The sequence below is a fragment of the Burkholderia sp. BCC1640 genome (assembly GCF_902833125.1).
GTDB classification, from domain to species: domain Bacteria; phylum Pseudomonadota; class Gammaproteobacteria; order Burkholderiales; family Burkholderiaceae; genus Burkholderia; species Burkholderia diffusa.
The window spans coordinates 60,560-82,277 of record NZ_CADFEF010000008.1 but is presented as its reverse complement, the minus strand read 5'-3'; the positions used below and the strand labels follow the sequence as shown (position 1 = coordinate 82,277).

At 67.5% G+C, this 21,718-nt stretch carries 18 protein-coding genes; 10 read left to right on the top strand and 8 right to left on the bottom strand.

The window, feature by feature from the left end:
* Positions 1-59 precede the first annotated feature (59 nt).
* Entirely contained in the window at positions 60-1,535 is a 1,476-nt protein-coding gene (gene zwf / locus HWX25_RS11205; protein WP_175908522.1) for a glucose-6-phosphate dehydrogenase, read from the bottom strand.
* Between the two features lie 202 nt (positions 1,536-1,737).
* Between zwf and HWX25_RS11200 the strand changes: the two genes are divergently transcribed.
* Entirely contained in the window at positions 1,738-2,316 is a 579-nt protein-coding gene (locus tag HWX25_RS11200) for a TetR/AcrR family transcriptional regulator (RefSeq protein WP_175908521.1), read from the top strand.
* A 198-nt stretch (positions 2,317-2,514) separates the two neighbouring features.
* Complete coding sequence (locus HWX25_RS11195) at positions 2,515-3,390, top strand: SDR family NAD(P)-dependent oxidoreductase (protein ID WP_175908520.1); 876 nt, start codon at positions 2,515-2,517, stop codon at positions 3,388-3,390.
* A gap of 69 nt (positions 3,391-3,459) precedes the next feature.
* Here HWX25_RS11195 and HWX25_RS11190 read toward each other — a convergent pair whose 3' ends face one another.
* Positions 3,460-4,038: a peroxidase-related enzyme gene (locus HWX25_RS11190; protein WP_175908519.1), complete on the bottom strand. Its 579-nt coding sequence runs from the start codon at positions 4,036-4,038 to the stop codon at positions 3,460-3,462.
* An 85-nt stretch (positions 4,039-4,123) separates the two neighbouring features.
* Positions 4,124-4,258 (bottom strand): hypothetical protein, encoded by a 135-nt coding sequence (locus HWX25_RS33695; RefSeq protein WP_279610112.1) that lies wholly within the window; start codon positions 4,256-4,258, stop codon positions 4,124-4,126.
* A 167-nt stretch (positions 4,259-4,425) separates the two neighbouring features.
* On the opposite strand from HWX25_RS33695, the gene HWX25_RS11185 reads away from it, so the two are divergent.
* A complete protein-coding gene (locus tag HWX25_RS11185; RefSeq protein ID WP_175908518.1) occupies positions 4,426-5,616 on the top strand; it encodes a M20 aminoacylase family protein in 1,191 nt (396 codons plus the stop codon).
* A gap of 56 nt (positions 5,617-5,672) precedes the next feature.
* Entirely contained in the window at positions 5,673-7,004 is a 1,332-nt protein-coding gene (locus tag HWX25_RS11180) for an MFS transporter (RefSeq protein ID WP_175908517.1), read from the top strand.
* A gap of 34 nt (positions 7,005-7,038) precedes the next feature.
* Here the strand turns inward: HWX25_RS11180 and HWX25_RS11175 are convergent, their stop codons facing one another.
* Positions 7,039-7,959 (bottom strand): LysR substrate-binding domain-containing protein, encoded by a 921-nt coding sequence (locus tag HWX25_RS11175; protein ID WP_175908516.1) that lies wholly within the window; start codon positions 7,957-7,959, stop codon positions 7,039-7,041.
* A gap of 184 nt (positions 7,960-8,143) precedes the next feature.
* Between HWX25_RS11175 and HWX25_RS11170 the strand changes: the two genes are divergently transcribed.
* Both HWX25_RS11170 and HWX25_RS11165 read left to right on the top strand, forming a co-directional pair.
* Positions 8,144-8,896 carry a transporter substrate-binding domain-containing protein gene (locus HWX25_RS11170; RefSeq protein WP_244138762.1) on the top strand — a complete coding sequence of 251 codons (753 nt, stop codon included), beginning with the start codon at positions 8,144-8,146 and terminating at the stop codon, positions 8,894-8,896.
* Between the two features lie 44 nt (positions 8,897-8,940).
* A complete protein-coding gene (locus HWX25_RS11165) occupies positions 8,941-10,056 on the top strand; it encodes a succinylglutamate desuccinylase/aspartoacylase family protein (RefSeq protein ID WP_175908514.1) in 1,116 nt (371 codons plus the stop codon).
* A gap of 161 nt (positions 10,057-10,217) precedes the next feature.
* On the opposite strand, the gene HWX25_RS11160 is transcribed toward HWX25_RS11165, so the two are convergent.
* Positions 10,218-11,006, bottom strand: coding sequence for an IclR family transcriptional regulator (locus HWX25_RS11160; RefSeq protein WP_059528522.1), 789 nt, complete (start codon positions 11,004-11,006; stop codon positions 10,218-10,220).
* 227 nt (positions 11,007-11,233) lie between these two features.
* Between HWX25_RS11160 and pcaF the strand changes: the two genes are divergently transcribed.
* The gene (gene pcaF / locus HWX25_RS11155) at positions 11,234-12,436 is read left to right on the top strand and encodes a 3-oxoadipyl-CoA thiolase (protein WP_059599074.1); all 1,203 of its coding nucleotides are present in this window, start codon (positions 11,234-11,236) and stop codon (positions 12,434-12,436) included.
* A 98-nt stretch (positions 12,437-12,534) separates the two neighbouring features.
* On the opposite strand, the gene HWX25_RS11150 is transcribed toward pcaF, so the two are convergent.
* Positions 12,535-13,062, bottom strand: a complete 528-nt coding sequence (locus HWX25_RS11150) for a DUF523 domain-containing protein (RefSeq protein ID WP_244138761.1) — start codon at positions 13,060-13,062, stop codon at positions 12,535-12,537.
* Positions 13,063-13,547: 485 nt separating this feature from the next.
* Between HWX25_RS11150 and HWX25_RS11145 the strand changes: the two genes are divergently transcribed.
* Entirely contained in the window at positions 13,548-15,092 is a 1,545-nt protein-coding gene (locus tag HWX25_RS11145; protein ID WP_175908513.1) for a PAS domain-containing methyl-accepting chemotaxis protein, read from the top strand.
* A 396-nt stretch (positions 15,093-15,488) separates the two neighbouring features.
* The gene (locus HWX25_RS11140; protein ID WP_175908512.1) at positions 15,489-17,033 is read left to right on the top strand and encodes a PAS domain-containing methyl-accepting chemotaxis protein; all 1,545 of its coding nucleotides are present in this window, start codon (positions 15,489-15,491) and stop codon (positions 17,031-17,033) included.
* A 116-nt stretch (positions 17,034-17,149) separates the two neighbouring features.
* On the opposite strand, the gene gabD is transcribed toward HWX25_RS11140, so the two are convergent.
* Entirely contained in the window at positions 17,150-18,619 is a 1,470-nt protein-coding gene (gene gabD, locus HWX25_RS11135; RefSeq protein ID WP_044845770.1) for an NADP-dependent succinate-semialdehyde dehydrogenase, read from the bottom strand.
* Positions 18,620-18,708: 89 nt separating this feature from the next.
* Positions 18,709-19,992 (bottom strand): 4-aminobutyrate--2-oxoglutarate transaminase, encoded by a 1,284-nt coding sequence (locus tag HWX25_RS11130; protein ID WP_175908511.1) that lies wholly within the window; start codon positions 19,990-19,992, stop codon positions 18,709-18,711.
* 126 nt (positions 19,993-20,118) lie between these two features.
* Between HWX25_RS11130 and HWX25_RS11125 the strand changes: the two genes are divergently transcribed.
* Positions 20,119-21,627 (top strand): PLP-dependent aminotransferase family protein, encoded by a 1,509-nt coding sequence (locus HWX25_RS11125; RefSeq protein ID WP_175908510.1) that lies wholly within the window; start codon positions 20,119-20,121, stop codon positions 21,625-21,627.
* Positions 21,628-21,718: the final 91 nt, after the last annotated feature.

Genomic DNA, 21,718 nt, shown 5'->3' with positions numbered 1-21,718 from the left:
CGGGTGTGATCCGGCGTGCCGCACGGCGCTTGCGCCGCGGGCACGCCGTCGTGCAGCGCTTACGCTTCCTCGGACCACGACATGTTGTCGCGCGCCAGCAGCGCCGACGATGCCGCCGGTCCGAACGTGCCCGCGGTGTAGAGCCGCGGGCGATCGCCGAGCTGCTTCCAGCCGTCGAGGATCGGCTCGACCCACGACCACGCGGCCTCGAGTTCGTCGCGGCGCATGAAGTGCGTGAGGCGGCCGCGGATCACGTCGATCAGCAACCGCTCGTACGCTTCCGCGCGCCGTTCCGGAATCGCCTGCTGCAGGTCGAGGTTCAGGCTCACCGGCACCATCTTCATCCCGCTGCCCGGCTCCTTCGCGAGCATCTGCAACTGGATCGACTCTTCCGGCTGGAGCTGGATCACGAGGCGGTTGCTGTAGTGGCGCGGGCCGCTCGGGATGATCGAGAAGGGCATGTCCGCGAACTCGATCACGATTTCCGACTGGCGGCGCTGCAGCCGCTTGCCGGTGCGCAGGAAGAACGGCACGTTCGCCCAGCGCCAGTTGTTGATGTGCGCGCGCAGTGCGACGAAGGTCTCCGCGTGGCTGTCCGCCGGCACGTTGTCTTCCTCGAGATAGCCCTTGACCGGCTGACCGTTGACCGCGCCGGCCGTGTACTGGCCGCGCACCGTGTCGCGCGCGACGTCCGACAGCGCCATCGGCCGCAGCGAGCGCAGCACCTTCAGCTTCTCGTCGCGCACCGCGTCCGGGTCGAGCGACACCGGCGGCTCCATCGCGACGATGCACAGCAGTTGCAGCAGGTGGTTCTGCACCATGTCGCGCAGCGCGCCGGTATGGTCGTAGAAGCCCGCGCGGCTGCCCACGCCGACCGTCTCCGCCACCGTGATCTGCACGCTGCGGATGCTCGGCGCCTGCCACAGCGGCCCGAAGATCGGGTTGCCGAAGCGCAGCACCATCAGGTTCTGCACGGTTTCCTTGCCGAGGTAATGGTCGATCCGGTAGATCTGCGATTCCGCGAAATGCTTGCCGACCGCGTCGTTGATCGCCTGCGCCGACGCGAGATCGTGGCCGAGCGGCTTTTCGAGGACGACGCGCGAGCGCGCGTCGACGAGGTGCGCGGCCGACAGGTTGTCGCAGATCGTCGTGAACAGCTCCGGCGATGTCGACAGGTAGAACACGCGGATCGCATCGCCGCGCGCCGCGTCGGCGAGGCGCGCGTAGTCTTCCGGCGCGTTCACGTCGATCAGTACGTACTTGAACAGGTCGAGGAAACGGGCCCACGCGTCGGCGTCGAACGCCTTGTCGTCGATGAACGGACGCGATTGCTCGTCCATGAACTTGCGATAGCCGTCGATGCCCCAGTCGCGCCGGCCGACCGCGATGATGCGCGTCTCCGGCGGCAGGTTGCAGTGCAGGTGCGCCATGTACAGCGCGGGCAACAGCTTGCGGGCGGCCAGGTCGCCGCCGCCGCCGAAGATGATCATGTCGACGGGCTGGTCGGCTTCGGTCTGGTTGGGCTTATTCGTCATGAGTGGATCGCGGTCTGAAGCGGTGTGAGCGTGGAACGAACGTCGAAGCGCCGGGCGCCGGTGCGTTGGCGCGCCAGTACGTGAAAACGCTAATAGTGCACGCTTTTGATCGATTGCGTATGTGTTCCCGCGTTGTAACAGCACTTGCATTGCTTGCATGCCGTGATTATGATTGAGCGCTCACTCATTAAAGGAATCGAACGTGGCCCGACCGCGCAGTCCTGACAAGCACGACGCCATCCTCGCCGCCGCCGCCCGCGCGCTCGCGGAGGACGGCGCGAGCGCGACCACCGCGCGCATCGCGCGGCTCGCCGGCGTCGCGGAAGGCACGGTATTTACCTATTTCGAGACCAAGGATGCGCTGCTGAATGCGCTGTACCTGAGCCTGAAGGCCGAGATGCGCGAGGCGATGATGACCGGGTTTCCGGAGCATGCGCCGGCCGAACAGGCGATGCGGCATGCGTGGAACGGCTACGTGTCGTGGGGCGTCGCGAACCCGGACGGGCGCCGCGCGTTGCAGCAGCTCGGCGTGAGCGGCCGCATCGACGACGCGCATCGCGCGGCCGGGGCCGAAGGGTTCGGCGCGATCGGCTCGCTGCTGCGCGCGCAGGTTGCCGCGGCGGGCGGGCTGAAGGCCGACGATGCGCACGCGTTCTGCGCGGCGCTGTTCACGTCGATCGCGGAGACGGCGATGGAATCGATCGCGCGCGATCCGGCGCTGGCCGACGGATACCGGGAGGCCGGGTTTCGTGCGCTGTGGGCCGTGCTGCACGCGGTCTGAGCGAACGGCCCGCCGGGCGGGCTGCGCGGCGGACAGCGCGAGGCGGATGATCGGCGGCGCGTTCGGATCGGCGCGTCCGCCGCGACGGAAGGCGGTTTCAGGCAGGGCGACGCACGGTGAAAACCATCGTGTCAGCGCCCATATTAATGAGTGAGTAATCATTCATTTTGTGGTTTCAACCTTGTCGAGGAGTGGAAAATGTCGAAAGTCTGGCTGGTAACAGGGGCCGCGCGCGGCTTGGGGCGTGCGATCGCGGAAGCGGTGCTGGCGGCGGGCGATCGTCTGGTGGCCGGTGCGCGCGATCCCGCGCGGCTCGCGGATCTGGAGGAGCGGTACGGCGACCGGCTGCTGCCGATCGAACTCGACGTGACCGACGCCGCCGCGGCCGCGCATGCGGTGGCGGCTGCGCGCGACGCGTTCGGCCGCATCGACGTGCTGGTGAACAACGCGGGCTACGGTCATACGGCGCCGTTCGAGCAGATGGCCGCCGACGATTTCCGCGACCAGATCGAAACGAACCTGTTCGGCGTGGTCAACATGACGCGCGCAGTGCTGCCGACGATGCGTGCGCAGCGCGCGGGCCACATCTTCCAGGTGTCGTCGGTCGGCGGGCGCACGGCGACGGCCGGCCTGTCCGCGTATCAGGCCGCGAAGTGGGCGGTCGGCGGGTTCAGCGACGTGCTGTCGAAGGAAGTCGCGCCGTTCGGCGTGCGCGTGTGCACGCTGGAGCCGGGCGGGATGCGCACCGAATGGGCGGCGCAGGCGAAGCGCGAGGTCGACGGCTTGCTGCCCGACTATCAGCCGTCGGTCGGGAAGATTCTCGAATTGCTCGGCGCGTATGGCGGCCACGAGGTCGGCGATCCCGCACGGATCGCGGCGCTGATCGTCGAGCTGTCGCGTCGCGACGACGTGCCGATGCGTCTGCTGCTCGGCGGCGATGCGCTGTTCGTGTGCGAGCAGGCGGAAGCGCAGCGCGCGGAGGAGGCGGCGCGGTGGCGCGATGCGACGCTGTCGACGATGTTCCCGGACGCGAAGCTCCCGGATGGGCTGCAGGCGTTGAAGAAGGTCGGGTAAGCCGGGGCATCGCGGGTTCGCTTGAGCGCCGCGCCGGTCGTCGACAGCGATCGCCGTTGCCGGCGGCCTTCAGCGGCCCAGCGCGTAGAACTCCGCGTTGGGCCGCATGTTCGTCACGTTCGCGATGCGATTCGACATCCCGAAGAACGCCGAGATCGCCGCGATGTCCCAGGCGTCCTCGTCGGTGAAGCCATGCGACTTCAGCGTATCGAAGTCCGCTTCGCCCACCAGGTGCGCGGTTTGCGAAACCTTCATCGCGAAGTCGAGCATCGCCTTCTGTCGGGCGGTGATGTCGGCCTTGCGATAGTTGGTCGCGATCTGGTCGGCGATCAGCGGATCCTTCGCGCGAATGCGCAGGATCGCGCCGTGCGCGATCACGCAGTACTGACACTGGTTCACGCTGCTGGTGGCCACGACGATCATTTCGCGTTCGGCCTTGGTGAGGTTGCCCGGCTTGTCCATCAGCGCGTCGTGGTACGCCATGAACGCGCGAAACTCGTCCGGGCGATGCGCGAGCGTGAGGAATACGTTCGGGACGAAGCCCGATTTTTCCTGGACGGCCGCGATCCGTTCGCGAATGTCGTCGGGCAGGTATTCGAGTGCCGGCACGGGGAAGCGGCTGACGGGCGTGTTGTCTGCAGCGGTCATGAGGTCTCCTGGATGAAGTGGCACGGGCGGTCTCGACGCACGAGCCGCCGGCCTGAAAAAGAAACATCGCGTGTTGCCCGTGGCGTCATGCATTGACGTCGACGATGATGTGGCCGCGAATCGGGTTGTTCATCAGCTCCTCGCCAAGTGGGATGACGCTGCCGACGCCGAAGAGCGTGTTTCTAGCCGGATGGAGCAAGTCTGTCAGCGAACGATGCAAGCATGGGATCTCACTCGCACTGGTACAAACCCTGATTAAATAAATTTATCGCGGTGAAAAATTCCGCATCTTATTCAACGGATATCGGCTCGCTATAGTGGCTCGCTTTCCCGCACGCAACCGTTCGCGTGCGGGCTGACACGCTGACGATCAGCAGGAGCCGCTTGATGACCACCGACGTCCGATTCACCGAAATCGAGGATCTGATGCCCGCCGCCGGCGGGCTGCGCGAGATTCGCCATCATATTCACCATCACCCGGAACTCGCGTACGAGGAGCACGAGACGGCCGCGCTCGTCGCGGACAAGCTCGAGCAATGGGGCTGGCAGGTGACGCGCGGGGTCGGCGAGACGGGGGTGGTCGGCACGCTGCGCGTCGGCGACGGCACGCGCAGCATCGGCATCCGTGCGGACATGGACGCGCTGCCGATCCTCGAAGCGACCGGCCTGCCGTACGCGAGCGGCACGCACGGCAAGATGCACGCATGCGGCCACGACGGCCACACGACGATGCTGCTCGGCGCCGCGCAACACCTCGCGAAGACGCGCAACTTCTCCGGCACCGTGCATCTGTATTTCCAGCCGGCGGAAGAGCACGGCGTCGACAGCGGCGCGAAGAAGATGATCGACGATGGCCTGTTCGACCGTTTTCCGTGCGATGCGGTGTTCGGCATGCACAACCATCCGGGCGCGGCGCCCGGCGTGTTCCTCACGCGACGCGGCCCGTTCATGTCGGCCGGCGACAAGGCGATCATCTCGATCGAGGGTGTCGGTGGTCACGCGGCGCGGCCGCATCTGACGGTCGACCCGGTGGTCGTCGCGGCGAGCATCGTGATGGCGCTGCAGACGATCGTCGCGCGCAACGTCGACCCGTCGCAACCGGCGGTCGTCACGGTCGGCTCGATGCACGCGGGCACCGCGAACAACGTGATCCCGAACGGCGCGCGCCTCGAACTCAGCGTGCGGTCGTTCAGCCCCGACGTGCGCGCGCTGCTCAAGCGCCGCATCGTCGAGCTCGCCGAAGCGCAGGCCGCGAGTTACGGCGCGACCGCGCACGTCGAGTACATCGAAGGCTATCCGGTCGTCGTCAATACGGATGCCGAAACGGATTTCGCCGCGCAGGTCGCGCGCGAGCTGGTCGGCGACGCGCACGTGGTCGAGCAGGCCGACCTGCTGATGGGCAGCGAGGATTTCGCGTTCATGCTGCAGCAGCGGCCGGGCTCGTTCGTGCGGCTCGGCAACGGCGAAGGCGAGGACGGCTGCATGGTGCACAACCCGAAGTACGACTTCAACGATCGCAACCTGCCGATCGGCGCGGCGTTCTGGACGCGCCTCGTCGAGCGGTACCTCGGGCAGTAGCCCCGGCGGCGGCGCGCGGCCGGCGCTTCCGGCCGCATTGAGAGGAGAACCGAACGATGCAGAAAGACCATCTCGCGCTGCACCCCGCGTCGGCGGGGGCTGCCGAAGCCGATACGCACGGCGCACCGGCCGTCACGAAGCGCGGCGCGATCGCGGCGGCCGTGATCGGCAACTGGCTGGAGTTCTTCGATTTCACCGTGTACGGCTTTTTCGCGGTGCTGATCGGCAAGCTGTTCTTCCCGTCGAGCGATCCGACCACGTCGCTGCTGCTGTCGGTCGCGACGTTCGCCGCGGGCTTCTTCACGCGGCCGCTCGGCAGCGTCGTGCTCGGCGTCTATGCGGATCGCAAGGGCCGCAAGGCCGCGCTGAACCTGACGATCATGCTGATGGCGCTCGGCACCGGCCTGATCGCGATCGCGCCGACCTACGCGCAGGTCGGTGTGGCCGCGCCGCTGCTGGTCGTCTGCGCACGGCTGATGCAGGGCTTCTCGCAGGGCGGTGAATTCGGCGCGGCGACTTCCACGCTGATCGAGCAGGGCGGCACGTCGCACCGCGCGTTCCGCGCGAGCTGGCAGATGGCGACGCAAGGCGGCGCGGCGCTGATGGGATCGGGCTTCGCGGCGCTGCTGTCGAACACGCTGACGAAGGACGCGCTCGAGGGCTGGGGCTGGCGCCTGCCGTTCCTCGTGGGCGTGCTGATCGCGCCGGTGGGCATGTATCTGCGCCGCCGGCTCGCGGACGATGCGCCCGGCGACAGCCATCACGGGATCGAACGCGGCGTGCTGCGCGAGCTGTTCTCGCAGCACACGCGCACCGTGCTGCTGCTGATGCTGACGGTGATGGGCGGCACGGTGTCGACCTACATCCTGACTTTCTACATGCCGACCTATGCGATCCACACGCTCGGGCTGCCGATGAAGCTGTCGATGTTCGTCGGCGTCGCGTCGGGTTGCGTGATGCTGGTGACGTGTCCGCTGTTCGGCTGGCTGTCGGACCGCCTCGGCAGCCGGCGCATGCCGATCTTCGTCGGACGCGGCGTGCTGGTTCTGCTGCTGTTCCCGGCGTTCTGGCTGATGAACCATCATCCGACGCTGTCGGTGATCCTGCCGCTGACCGCGCTGATGCTGCTGTTCTATTCGCTCGGTTCGGCATCCGAAATGGCGCTGATGTGCGAATCGCTGCCGCGCCACGTGCGCGCGACGGGCATCTCGATCGCGTATGCGCTCGCGGTGACGATCTTCGGCGGCACCGCGCAGCTGATCGCGACCTGGCTCGTGAAGACGACGGGCAGCAAGCTCGCGCCGGCCGGCTACGTGGCCGTGTGCGTGGTGCTGTCGCTGATCGCGGTCGCGATGCTGCGCGAGACGGCGCGCGAATCGATGGACTGACGTGCGGCGCCGCGGGCGGTGATCCGCGTGTGGATTACCGCCCGCGCACGGTCCTCAGGTACGACGCGAGCATCGTCGCCAGTTCCTGCGCGGCAGGCGTCAACGGCACGGCCGCGCGCTGCAGCAGGCAGACTTCCTGCGATTCAGCCTGCTCGCGCACGCGCACTTTCGCGAGCGCGCCCGCGAACGGCCCGTGCCGCGTCACGGCTTCGGATTCGAGCGCGAGGCAATCCGTCTGCGTGACGAGCTGCAGCGTTTCGAACATCCCTTCCACGGTTGCGATGATCGTCGGCGCGGGCTGGCCGTGCGCGTCGAAATACGCGAGCAGCCGGTTGACGACCGGATCGGCGCTCAGGTTCGGCGAACGCGTCGACACCCACGCATAGTCGGCCAACTCGGCAAGCGATTGCGCGTGCTGCTGCGGATGGCCGCTGCGACACACGACCACCGGCGCCGACGCATGCAGCGGCGTGACCGCGAGATCGGTCGTGTCGGTCTGCTTCGCGACGAGCGCGATCGCGAAATCCACCGCGTTCTCGCGCAGCCAGCCGATCATCATTCGCGACGTGCCGGTGCGCAGGTGTACGTCGACCTTCGGGAAGCGCGCGCGGAACGCGGTCAGCACCGGCGCGAACGCATCGATCAGCGGTTCGGTCACGAGGCCCAGCGTGACGGTGCCTTCGTAGGCGCCGCTCAGCTGACGGATCTCGTGCTCGACCTGTTCGCATTCGCCGAGGATCGCGCCCGAGCGCGCGAGCAGCCGCTGGCCGACGGCCGTCGGCACGATCCCGCGATTGGTGCGCGTGAACAGCGTCGCGCCGAGCGTCGCTTCGAGGCTCTGCAGTTGCTGCGTGACGCCGCTCTGCGCGAGATCCAGCGCGCGTGCGGCGGCGCGCAGGCTGCCGTGTTCGACGACGGCCTGGAAGATGCGGAGCTGGGACAGCGTGAACGCCATGGTCGAGCGTGAAGCCGGTGATCGGAAATACTGATCATGATAAGACAGCCGCGCGTTCCGGCGGCGACGCGCGCGCACTACGATCGCAGGCAGTCCGGCCCATCCCGGTTGTCCCACTTCCCGCCTTCCGCCGATCATGAAACGCGTGCCACGCCTCCCTCGCTTCCGCCGCTTCCTCGTTCCGCTGGCTTCCCTGTGCATCGGTTTCGCGGCGCCGTCCGCGCACGCGCTCGATGCGCATGTGGTGCGCCTCGGCATCGATCCGACCTATCCGCCGATGGACGCGAAGGCGCCCGACGGCAGCCTGAAGGGTTTCGACGTCGATCTCGGCAACGAGATCTGCCGCCGTGCGCAATTGCGCTGCCAGTGGGTCGAGCTGGAATTCTCCGGGATGATCCCGGCGCTGCAGGCGCGCAAGATCGACGCGATCCTGTCGTCGATGGCGATCACCGAGAAGCGCGAGAAGCAGATCCTGTTCTCGTCGAAACTGTTCCGCTTCAAGTCGCGACTCGTCGCGCGGCCCGAGCGCGGGCTCGGCAGCACGGCCGCGTCGCTGGCCGGCAAGCGCGTCGGCGTGCAGTCGGGCACGCAGTTCGAATCGTGGGCGCTCGCGCACTGGGCGCCGGCCGGTGTCGGCGTGGTGCCGTACAAGAGCCAGGACGACGTGTTCGCCGATCTCGTCAACGGCCGGCTCGACGCCGCGCTGCTCGGCACGGTGGAAGCCGACTACGGATTTCTGCGCCAGCCGAAGGGCAAGGGCTTCGCGTTCGTCGGCGCGGCGCTCGACCTGGGCGATCGCGGCGTCGGCATCGGAATGCGCCAGTCGGACACGGCGCTCAAGGCGTCGATCGACGGCGCGATCGCATCAATGCTGAAGGACGGCACGTACGAGCGGATCGCGAAGCAGTACTTCGATTTCAACCCGTACGGCGACTGAGCCGAACGCGCCGTTTCCCTCGCATTTTTCATTCGGGACCCTCGATGCAGATTCGCACCACGCCGCTCCTGTCGCCGTCGATCGGCACGCAGCGCACGCTGACCAGCTTTCACTTCGGGCCGGCCGACGCCGGCCGCAAGATCTACCTGCAGGCCGCGCTGCACGCGGACGAGACGCCCGCGATGCTCGCCGCCGTCGCGCTCAAGCAGCGACTCGCACAGCTTGACGCGGCCGGCCGGCTCGCGGCCGAGGTCGTGCTGGTGCCGGTCGCGAACCCGATCGGGCTCAATCACCATCTGCTCGGGCAATTCATCGGCCGGTTCGATCTCGCGAGCGGACGCAATTTCAATCGCGGCTTCCTGCCGCTCGCCGACATCGCCGCGCGGGCGCGCGATCGGCTCGGCACGGATCCCGAACGCAATCGCGCGATCGTGCGCGAATGCGTCGGCGCGGCGCTCGACGAGATCGCGCCGCGTACCGAATTCGACGCGTTGCAGCTTGCGTTGCTGAAGCTGTCGCACGACGCGGACGTCGTGATCGACCTGCATTGCTCGCTCGAAGCGGTGATGCACGTGTACACGAGCGACGCGGCATGGCCGCAGGTCGAGCCGCTCGCGCGCTATCTCGGCGCGGCGGTGTCGCTGCTCGCCGAGGATTCCGGCGGCCACGCGTTCGACGATGCGCATCACCTGATGTGGACGCAGTTGCGGCAGCATCTGCCGGAACGCACGCCGATGGCGGCGGGCACGGTGGCCGTGACCGTCGAATGCCGTGGCCAGCGCGACGTGACGCACGAATACGCGGCGCGCGACGCCGATGCGCTCGTCGACTATCTGGTGTGGTGCGGTGCGGTGCGCGGCGAGCGCACGCCGCTGCCGCCGCTCGCCGCGCTGGCCACGCCGCTCGCGGGCAGCGAGCAGTTCTACGCGCCGGTGAGCGGGATTCTCGTGCACCGCGCGGCGATCGGCGCGACGATTCGCGCGGGCGATCCGTTGTTCGACATCGTCGATCCGCTGACCGACGCGATCACGACGGTGTCGAGCGGCACCGACGGCGTGTTCTACATGCGCCGCGCGATCCGCTTCGTGACGGCCGGTGCGCCGCTCGGCCGCGTGACGGGGACGGTGCCGGTGCGCACGGGGATGCTGCTCGGGGCGTGAGTGGTGGGCACGGTGCCTGAGCGGCGCCGCGCAATGTCGTGCTTGTTGAATTGACCGGGCGTTACAGGAGAGTCGGAGCATTGAACGGGCGGCCACGCGCCCCCCGCTTTTTTTGTGTCCGCGAATGGCCGTCGCGCCGATCCGGCCATCGCGCGGTGCACTTACCCGCGCCGTGCCACCAGTTCCGACACCGTCTGCGCGGCCTGCTGCAGCGGCCCGAGAAACTCCTTCACCATCTGCTTCGCGGTATGCCGCTGCGCGTTGCCGCTGATGTTCATCGCGGCGATCACCTGCCCGCGCCGGTTGCGGATCGGCGCCGAGATCGACATCAAGCCCACTTCGAGTTCCTGGTCGACCACGGCCCAGCCTTGCTGGCGCACCTGCGCGATCGTCGCCTTCAGCTCGCCGATGTCGGTGATCGTGCGCGGCGTGTGCGCGCGGATGCCGCTCTGCGCGAGCGTTTCGTCGAGCGCCGCGTCGTCGAGCGCGGACAGCAGCACACGGCCCATCGACGTGCAGTACGCGGGCAGGCGGCTGCCGATCGACAGGTTGATCGTCATGATCTTGTGGGTCGGCACGCGCAGCACGTAGACGATCTCGGTGCGGTCGAGCACGGCGGCCGAGCAGCTTTCGTGGATCTGCGCGGACAGCTGCTCCATCACCGGATCGGCGAGACTCCAGAACGGCATCGACGTGAGATATGCGAAGCCGAGTTCGAGGATCTTCGGCGTGAGCCGGAACAGCCGGCCGTCGGCCTCGACATAGCCGAGCGTCTGCAGCGTCAGCAGGATCCGGCGCGCGCCGGCGCGCGTGAGCCCGGTGGCCGAGGCGACCTCGGTGAGCGTCTGCTCCGGGCGCTGGGCGTCGAATGCGCGGATCACCGCGAGGCCGCGCGCGAACGACTGCACATAGGAGTCGCCCGGTTTCGTCTGGATGTCTTCGGTTGTCATGAACGGTCGGATTGTCGTGCAGCCGAGAAGATAGCGCATGGGGCCTGACACGCCAACCGCACCGCGGACCGGGCGCTTGACAGGTCGTCCCCGCACTCCCTATGATGCGTTGAACGTTCGATACACGATCTTATGTTCGTATATAGAACATTTAAGCGCATCCCGGCGGGCAATGCAAGGGGCGCGTTTCATTAACTTCCCAGCCTTGCATGAGACCGGAGACACTGATGACCGAAGCTTTTCTGTGTGATGCGATTCGTACCCCGATCGGCCGTTACGGCGGCGCGCTGTCCGGCGTGCGCGCCGACGACCTCGGCGCGGTGCCGCTCAAGGCGCTCGTCGAGCGCAACCGCGACGTCGACTGGACGGCGATCGACGACGTGATCTACGGCTGCGCGAACCAGGCCGGCGAGGACAACCGCAACGTCGCGCGCATGTCCGCGCTGCTCGCGGGTCTGCCGGAGGGCGTGCCGGGTTCGACGATCAACCGCCTGTGCGGTTCCGGGATGGACGCGGTCGGCGTGGCCGCGCGCGCGATCAAGTCGGGCGAGGCCGCGCTGATGGTGGCCGGCGGCGTCGAAAGCATGACGCGCGCGCCGTTCGTGATGGGCAAGGCCGCCAGCGCGTTCGCGCGCCAGGCCGACATCTACGACACGACGATCGGCTGGCGCTTCGTCAATCCGCTGATGAAGCAGCTGCATGGTGTCGATTCGATGCCGGAGACGGCCGAGAACGTCGCGGTCGACTACAACATCAGCCGCGCCGACCAGGACCTGTTCGCGCTGCGCAGCCAGCAGAAGGCCGCGCGTGCGCAGCAGGACGGCACGCTCGCCGAGGAAATCGTGCCGGTCACGATTCCGCAGAAGAAGGGCGATCCGGTCGTCTTTTCGCGTGACGAGCATCCGCGCGAAACGTCGCTCGAGACGCTCGCGAAGCTGAAGGGCGTCGTGCGTCCGGACGGCTCGGTGACGGCCGGCAACGCATCGGGCGTCAACGACGGCGCCGCCGCGCTGCTGCTCGCGAACGAAGCCACCGCGAAGCGCTTCGGCCTGACGCCGCGTGCGCGCGTGCTCGGCATCGCGACGGCCGGCGTCGCGCCGCGCGTGATGGGCATCGGCCCCGCGCCGGCCACGCAGAAGCTGCTCGCCCGGCTCGGGATGACGATCGACCAGTTCGACGTGATCGAGCTGAACGAAGCGTTCGCGTCGCAGGGCCTCGCGGTGCTGCGCATGCTGGGCGTCGCCGACGACGATCCTCGCGTGAACCCGAACGGCGGCGCGATCGCGCTCGGCCATCCGCTCGGCGCGTCGGGCGCGCGCCTCGTGACGACCGCGATGTATCAGCTGCATCGCACCAACGGCCGCTTCGCGCTGTGCACGATGTGCATCGGCGTCGGCCAGGGCATCGCGATCGCGATCGAGCGCGTCTGATCGCGTCATCCGGGGGAGCGGCGGGAGTTCACGCCGCTTGACCGGGTTCCCGCTTCAAACGGTGTGGCCGGCACGCGATCGTCGTGCCGGCCACATCGTCATTCAGCTTGCGCTCGTTGCGCGAGGCGTGCGACGAGCGCGTCGATTTCGGTGTCCGCGAACACCTCGATGCCATGCTGGCGCAGCAGCGCCGCCGTCACACCGGCGCCGACATGCCGCCGGCCCGCGAAACTCCCGTCGTAAATGAAACTGCTTCCGCACGACGGGCTGCCGTCCGCCAGGATCGCGTAGCGGCAGTCGTGCGCGCGTGCCAGCGCGAGCGCGGTGCGCGCGCCGTCGATGAACGGCGCCGTTACGTCGGTGCCGTGCACGTCGACGATGCGCGCGACGCCCGACAGAACGCGTTGCCCTGATTCCCCGTCCGCGATTTCGGCGGGCGGACGCGGCACGCTCAATCCCCCCGCCAGTTCCGGACACACGGGCACCAGGCGCCCTTCGCGCTGCCATCGTGCGAGCGTTTCATGCGCGGCGGTCTTCGCCGAGCCGTTGTAACGGACGGGGTGACCGAGCACGCACATGCTGACGAGGATCTTCGGCGAGGCCGGCGGCCGCGACGCGTTGTGCAATGTCGTTCTCCGAGCGGGCGGTGTTGAGCAAGCGGAAATTCTACGCGCGGGTTGCGTTCGCGCGCGTACGGATGACGGAGGATCTCGCACCGAGCGGCATGTCCGCCGCCGCATTCCGGCACGACCGATTCCATTGATCGTTGGATTTTTTCATCGAATTCAAATGCCGGTCGAATGGAGCCGAGCAGGCTGAATCGTTTCGCTGTGCGCAATGGTTATGTGAACCGATGCGTCGCCTGACGTAATCCAGCAAAGCATCGGGCCGTATCCGCAAAGCGCCGGACGCGATTATCGCGGGATTACTTGATCGAAATCATGTCGACGACGGAATTCGAATTTTCCGGCGCTTTCGGACTCAGGATTTCCCGGTGATTGCCGACAGTAAGGACGAGACCGTCGTAAAGCGATAAACCGTTTTTCGGCTACTGAGCGTGATTTTCGCGCCGCGCGGATCCCGCAGACGGATCCGCCTTTCGGAGCCTTGCATGCGCAACAACCAACCTGTCACCCAACAAGAATTCGAATTTCCCGACGACGTCACGCTGATGTCGACCACCGATGCCGACAGCATCATCACGTACGCGAACACGACGTTCGAATACGTGAGCGGCTTCTCGAACGACGAACTCGTCGGTCAGCCGCACAACGTCGTGCGGCACCCCGATATGCCGAAGGAGGCGTTCGCCGACATGTGGGCGACGTTGAAGAGCGGTGAGCCGTGGACCGCGCTCGTGAAGAACCGCCGCCGGAACGGCGATCACTACTGGGTGCGCGCGAACGCGGTGCCGGTGATGCGCGACGGCGTGCCGCACGGTTACCTGTCGGTGCGCACGAAGGCACCGCGCGACGAGATCGCGGCCACCGACGCGCTGTATCGCGCGTTCCGCGAAGGCAAGGCCGGCCAGCGTCGGTTCCACAAGGGGTTGATCGTGCGGACCGGGCTGTTGCGGATCGCGTCGCTGCCGCAGACGATGTCGGTGCGCGCGCGCGTGCATTCGGCGCTGTGCGTGCTGGCGCCGGCCGTCGTCGGTGCAGGCTGGGCATGCGGGCTGGCCGGCGGCGGGCTCGCGGCGTTCGCCGCCGCGACGGCCGGCGTGTCGGTGGCGGCCGGCCTGTGGCTCGATGCGCAGATCGTGCGTCCGCTGAAACGGCTGCACGACCAGGCACTGAACGTCGCGACCGGCGAAAGCCGCCGCGGCGTGCGGATGAACCGCGTCGACGAGATCGGCATGACGCTGCGCACGATCAACCAGCTCGGGTTGATGTTCCGCTGGCTCGTCGACGACGTCAGCGAGCAGGTGCACAACGTGCAGCGCGCGAGCAACGAGATCGCGCAAGGCAACAACGACCTGAGCGCGCGCACCGAACAGGCCGCGTCGAGCGTGCAGGAAACCGCGGCGTCGATGGCCGAAATGACGGCCACCGTCGACAGCAATGCCGAGACCGCGCTGCAGGCCAACCGGCTCGCCGTGTCCGCGAGCGAAGCGGCCGAGCGCGGCGGGCAGGCGGTGAGCGAGGTCGTCACGACGATGGACGACATCACGGCGAGTTCGCGCAAGATTTCCGACATCATCGGCGTGATCGACGGCATCGCGTTTCAGACCAACATCCTTGCGCTGAACGCGGCGGTCGAGGCGGCGCGCGCGGGCGAACAGGGGCGCGGGTTCGCGGTGGTCGCCGGCGAGGTGCGGGCGCTCGCGCAGCGCAGCGCGAACGCGGCGAAGGAAATCAAGACGCTGATCGGCGCGAGCGTCGAGCGGGTCGAGTCGGGCGCGCGCCGGGTCGACGATGCGGGCAGAACGATGGAGGACATCGTCACGCAGGTGAAGCGCGTGTCGGACCTGATCGCGGAGATCAGCTCGTCGACGGTGGAACAGAGCACGGGCGTCGCGCAAGTGGACCAGGCAGTCGTGCATCTGGACAACATCACGCAGCAGAACGCGGCGCTGGTCGAGCAGAGCGCGGCGGCGTCGGAAAGCCTGAAGCAGCAGGCGACGCGGCTCGTCGATGCGGTAAACGTGTTTCGGTAATCGGCGGGGGGCGCGGGCGTCTGCGCGTTCCGTCGCGGCGAGCCGGTTAAATCCCGGCTTTCCGATTCGATTCGAATGTATCGAACGAGAGGGATTCTCATTTCCGAACCCGGATTTATTCACTAATCCGGGCGGAGGATATGTTTACATTGATCTGACAATTGACGGCAAAGTATTTGATAAAACGGGGTTTTTGATTCACGTGTAAACAAAGTTTTCGGCTGAATCAAGATGATGCGAAATTAATGCATATTTACCCGCAGCCGGCATAATGTTTTCGCCGGATTTGCCGAAAGCGCAGGAGTGTGACCGAACGCATGCGGGACAGCCGCGATGCGTACGGTCTCGATCCAATCCACAAGCGGACACAAGATTCGCAACCGGGAACTCCACACCATGCGCAATAACCAGCCTGTCACGCAACGCGAATTCGAATTCCCCGATGACGCGACGCTGATGTCGACCACCGACGCGGACAGTTACATCAAATACGCGAATGCCGCGTTCATTCAGGTCAGCGGATTTTCCCCCGAGGAAATCGAAGGTCAGCCGCACAACATCGTGCGGCATCCGGATATGCCGAAGGAGGCGTTCGCCGACATGTGGGCGACGCTGAAGAACGGCGAACCATGGACCGCACTGGTAAAGAATCGCCGCAAGAACGGCGACCACTACTGGGTCCGTTCGAATACGGTGCCGGTGATGCGCAACGGGCAGCCGACCGGCTACATGTCGGTGCGCACGAAGGCGACGCGCGACGAGATCGCGGCGGCCGACGCGCTGTATCGCGCGTTCCGCGAAGGCAAGGCCGGCAATCGCCGCTTCCACAAGGGATTGATCGTCCGGACTGGGCTGATGCGCGTCGCGTCGCTGTTTCAGACGATGTCGGTGCGCGCGCGGCTGCATTCGACGCTGTGCGTGCTGGCGCCGGCCGTCGTCGGCGCGGGCTGGGCATGCGGGCTGACCGGCGGCGGACTCGCGGCGTTCGGCGCCGCGACGGTCGGCGTGTCGGTGGCCGCCGGCCTGTGGCTCGATGCGCAGATCGCGCGTCCGCTGATGCAACTGCGTGACCAGGCGTTGCGCGTCGCGACCGGCGAGAGCCGCACCGGCGTGGCGATGAACCGCGTCGACGAGATCGGCATGACGCTGCGCACGATCAACCAGCTCGGGCTGATGTTCCGCTGGCTCGTCGACGACGTCAGCGAGCAGGTGCACAACGTGCAGCGCGCGAGCAACGAGATCGCGCAGGGCAACAACGACCTGAGCGCGCGCACCGAGCAGGCGTCGACCAGCGTGCAGCAGACGGCCGCGTCGATGGCCGAGATGACGGCCACGGTGTCGAGCAATGCGGAGACGGCGCTGCAGGCGAACCAGTTGTCGGTTTCCGCGAGCGAGGCGGCCGAGCGCGGCGGGCAGGCGGTGAGCGAGGTCGTGACGACGATGAACGACATCACGGCGAGTTCGCGCAAGATTTCCGACATCATCGGCGTGATCGACGGCATCGCGTTCCAGACCAACATCCTCGCGCTGAACGCGGCGGTCGAGGCGGCGCGCGCGGGCGATCAGGGGCGCGGCTTCGCGGTGGTCGCCGGGGAAGTGCGGGCGCTCGCGCAGCGCAGCGCGAACGCGGCGAAGGAAATCAAGACGCTGATCGGCGCGAGCGTCGAGCGGGTCGAGTCGGGCGCACGGATCGTCGACGGCGCGGGCAAGACGATGGAGGACATCGTCACGCAGGTGAAGCGCGTGTCGGACCTGATCGCGGAGATCAGCTCGTCGACGGCGGAACAGAGCACGGGCGTCGCGCAGGTCGACCAGGCAGTCGTGCATCTGGACAACATCACGCAGCAGAACGCGGCGCTGGTCGAGCAGAGCGCGGCTGCGTCGGAAAGCCTGAAGCAGCAGGCGACGCGGCTCGTCGATGCGGTGAACGTGTTTCGTTGAAGGCGGCGGAGGGAGGTGACGCGGGCGCGGCGGAGAGGGGCACCGGCCCGCGTCGGGACCGCCCGGTTCCGGCCGGGCGGTCAGGGCCTGTCACGGACGCGACAGGCCCCGAACCGTCAGACGGCGAGACAGAGGTACTTGATCACGACGTAATCGTCGATGCCGTAGTGCGAGCCTTCGCGGCCGAGGCCCGACTGCTTGACGCCGCCGAACGGCGCGACTTCGTTCGAGATCAGGCCCGTGTTGACGCCGACCATCCCGTATTCGAGCGCCTCGGCGACCTTCCACACGCGACCGATGTCGCGGCTGTAGAAATACGCGGCGAGACCGAACTCGGTGTCGTTCGCGAGGCGGATCACCTCGTCGTCGCTGCCGAACTTGAACAGCGGCGCGAGCGGCCCGAACGTCTCTTCCTTCGCGACCTTCATCGCCGGCGTGACGCCCGTCAGCACGGTCGGCTCGAAGAAGCCGTGGCCGAGCGCGTGGCGCTTGCCGCCCGTCACGACGGTCGCGCCCTTCGCGAGCGCGTCCTCGATGTGTGCCTCGACCTTCAGCACGGCCGCTTCGTTGATCAGCGGGCCTTGCGTGACGCCCGGCTCCGTGCCGCGACCGACCTTCAGCTGGCCGACCGCCGCCGCGAGCTTCTGCGCGAACTGGTCGTACACGGCTTCGTGCACATAGAAGCGGTTCGTGCACACGCACGTCTGGCCGCTGTTGCGGTACTTCGACGCGATCGCGCCCTGCACGGCCGCATCGAGATCGGCGTCGTCGAACACGATGAACGGCGCGTTGCCGCCGAGCTCCAGCGACACTTTCTTGACCGTCGCCGCGCATTGCGACATCAGCAGGCGGCCGACCGGCGTCGAGCCGGTAAACGACAGCTTGCGCACGATCGGGTTAGACGTCAGTTCGCCGCCGATCGCCTTCGGGTCGCCCGTGACGACGCTGAACACGCCGGCCGGCACGCCCGCGCGCTCGGCCAGCACGGCCATCGCGAGGGCCGAGAACGGCGTCGCTTCAGCCGGCTTCACGACGATCGGACAGCCTGCCGCGAGCGCCGGGCCGACCTTGCGGGTGATCATCGCCGCCGGGAAGTTCCACGGCGTGATCGCCGCGCACACGCCGATCGCTTCCTTCGTCACGACGATGCGCTTGTCGCTCGCCGGCGTCGGGATCGTGTCGCCGTACACGCGCTTGCCTTCCTCCGCGAACCACTCGAGGAATGACGCCGCGTAGCCGATCTCGCCCTTCGCCTCGGCCAGCGACTTGCCCTGCTCGGTGGTCAGGATCAGCGCGAGGTCGTCGGCGTTTTCCATCATCAGGTCGTGCCACTTGCGCAGGATCGCCGCGCGTTCCTTCGCGGTCTTCTTGCGCCACGCCGGCCATGCGGCGTTCGCGGCTTCGATCGCGTGACGCGTCTCGGCCGTGCCCATCGCCGGCACGGTGCCGAGCAGGCCGCCGGTTGCCGGGTTGCGGACTTCGAACGACTCGCCGTTCGCCGCGCCTTGCCATTCGCCGTTGACGTACGCCTGCTGGCGGAACAGCGACGGATCTTTCAGTGCCAGGGTTTCCTGAACAGTGCTCATATGAATCGCCTGCGTTGAAAATGACGGATGAAACGGCCGCCGCCGTCACGAAGACGGCGGCGGCGCATTCAATTGAAGCGGACGGGAACTCAGGCCGGCACGCCGACCGTTTCCTTCAGCACTTCCTCGAGGATCACGAGCGCTTCGTCGAACACGGCCTGCGGGATCGTCAGCGGGAACAGGAAGCGCACGACGTTCGAGTACACGCCGCACACGAGCAGCAGCAGCCCGCGCTCGAGCGCACGCGCCTGCACGCGCTTCGTGAATTCCGCGTCCGGCTCGCCCGAACCCGGCTTCAGGAACTCGACCGCGATCATCGCGCCCGGGCCGCGCACGTCGGCGATCTGCGGCACGTCGGCCTGCAGCGAATTCAGCTTCGCCTTCAGCACGTCGCCGAGCTGCGTCGCGCGTTCGCACAGCTTCTCTTCGTCGATGATGTCGAGCACCGCGTGCGCCGACGCGACGGCCAGCGGGTTGCCCGCGTACGTGCCGCCGAGGCCGCCGGGGGCAGCCGCGTCCATCACGTCGGTACGGCCGACGACGCCCGACAGCGGCATGCCGCCCGCGAGGCTCTTCGCCATCGTGATCAGGTCGGCCAGCACGTCGTAGTGCTGCATCGCGAACAGCTTGCCGGTACGCGCGAAGCCCGTCTGCACTTCGTCGGCGATCAGCAGGATGCCGTGCTCGTTACAGATCTTGCGCAGCGCGCGCACGAATTCGGCCGGCGCCGGATTGAAGCCGCCTTCGCCCTGGACCGGTTCGAAGATGATCGCGGCGACGCGCTTCGGATCGATGTCGGCCTTGAACAGCATCTCGATCGCCTTGATCGAGTCGGCCGTCGTCACGCCGTGCAGCGCGTTCGGGTACGGTGCGTGGAACACGTCGCCCGGGAACGGGCCGAAGTTCAGCTTGTACGGGGCGACCTTGCCGGTCAGCGCCATGCCCATCATCGTGCGGCCGTGGAAGCCGCCCGAGAACGCGATGACGCCCGGACGGCCGGTTGCCGCGCGCGCGATCTTGATCGCGTTTTCGACGGCTTCGGCGCCGGTCGTGAAGAACGCGGTCTTCTTCGGGAAGTCGCCCGGCGCGCGCGCGTTGATCTTTTCGGCCAGTTCGACGTACGACGCGTACGGGACGATCTGGTAAGCGGTGTGCGTGAAGCTGTTCAGCTGATCCGCGATCGCCTTGACGATCTTCGGGTGGCGGTGGCCCGTGTTCAGCACCGCGATGCCGGCGGCGAAATCGATGAAGCGACGGCCTTCGACATCCCACAGCTCCGCGTTCTCGGCGCGGGCTGCGTAGAAATCACACATTACGCCGACGCCGCGCGGGGTGGCGGCGTTCTTGCGGGCCTGCAGGTCGGCATTCTTCACGGTCATCTCCTTGATGTTTTGCCCGGTGGGATAAAAATCGGCCGCGTTGGCAGCCCATGGAGGCGACTATAATCACATTTGGCTCTGGCAATCAGAGCCATTTCAATAAATATTCAGGAGCCAATCATGCGCGCAAGCGTGTTGTCGGACTGGCTGGCGCAGCGCCTCGTGCGCGGCGGCGAACAGCCGATCTACCGGCAGCTGCACCGCCTGCTGCAGCAGGCGATCCTGTCGCGCGAACTGCCGGCCGGCACGCGCGTGCCGTCGTCGCGGCTGCTGGCGGCGGAGCTCGGGATCGCCCGCAACACGGTCACGCAGGTTTACGAACAGCTTGCGCTCGAAGGCTACGTGAACTCGGCGACGGGGCGCGGCACGTTCGTCGCCGACAGCGCGCCGGACGAGATCGTCGGCGCGCCGGCCGACGCGGGCGCCGGGCCGGCGGTGGTGCCTGCTTCCGCGCGGCGGCTGTCCTCGCGCGGCACGCGGCTCGTCGAAGGCGCGGGCGTGTCGAAGCGCCAGGGCGGCGCGTTCATGCCGGGCGTGCCCGATGTGTCGCGATTTCCGGCGCGCGTGTGGACGCGGCTGCACAACAAGTATTGGCGGCGCCTGCGTCCGGACCTGCTGACCTACGCGCCGGGCGGCGGGCTCGCGCTGTTGCGCGAGGCGCTGGCCGACTATCTGCGCACGTCGCGCTCGGTGCGCTGCACGCCCGAGCAGATCGTGATCACGACCGGGATCCACCAGTCGATCGACCTCGCGGTGCGGCTGCTGACCGATCCGGGCGACGCGATCTGGACCGAGGATCCGTGCTACTGGGGCGTGCGCAGCGTGCTGAACGTGTCGGGGCTCACCACGCGGCCGATTCCGGTCGACGACGAAGGGATCGCGCCGTCGGCCGCCGATCTCGCCGAGCCGCCGAAGCTGATGCTCGTCACGCCGTCGCATCAGTATCCGCTCGGGATGGTGATGAGCCTCGCGCGGCGGCGGATGCTGCTCGAATACGCGCGCCAGCACGGCTGCTGGATCATCGAGGACGACTACGACAGCGAATTCCGTTACGGCAGCCGGCCGCTCGCGTCGCTGCAGGGGCTCGATACGGCCGGGCAGGTGATCTACGTCGGCAGCTTCGGCAAGACGCTGTTCCCGGGGCTGCGGGTCGGGTATCTCGTCGCGCCGGAGCCGCTCGCGGAGAGCTTCGCGACCGCGAGCGCCGAGCTGTATCGCGAAGGTCAGTTGTTGCAGCAGGCGGTGCTCGCGGAGTTCATCGCGGAAGGGCACTTCGTGTCGCATATCCGCAAGATGCGCACGCTGTACGGGCAGCGCCGCGAGGTGCTGCTCGACGCGGTCGCGCGCCGCTACGGCGACACGCTGCAGGCGCTCGGCAGCGATGCGGGGCTGCATCTCGTCACGCGGCTGCCGGACGGTGTCGACGATCGCGCGGTCGCGCAGGCCGCGCTCGAACGCAACATCGTCGTGCGGCCGTTGTCCGGCTATTACGCGCAGCGCGAACGTGCGGCATCGGGCTTGCTGCTCGGTTATGCGTGTGTGCCGGAGGATGAGATCGCGACGGCGTTTGCGACGCTGGCCGAGGCGATCGACGAGCGGGCGTTCGACCGGGTCGTCGCGACGGTCTGACGGGAACGGCACGGCGGCATGCGCGCGCTGCGGGGCGGGCCGTCGACAGGTGAGCCAACGATCGCCTCCGAGGTGCGAACCGATCGTCGGC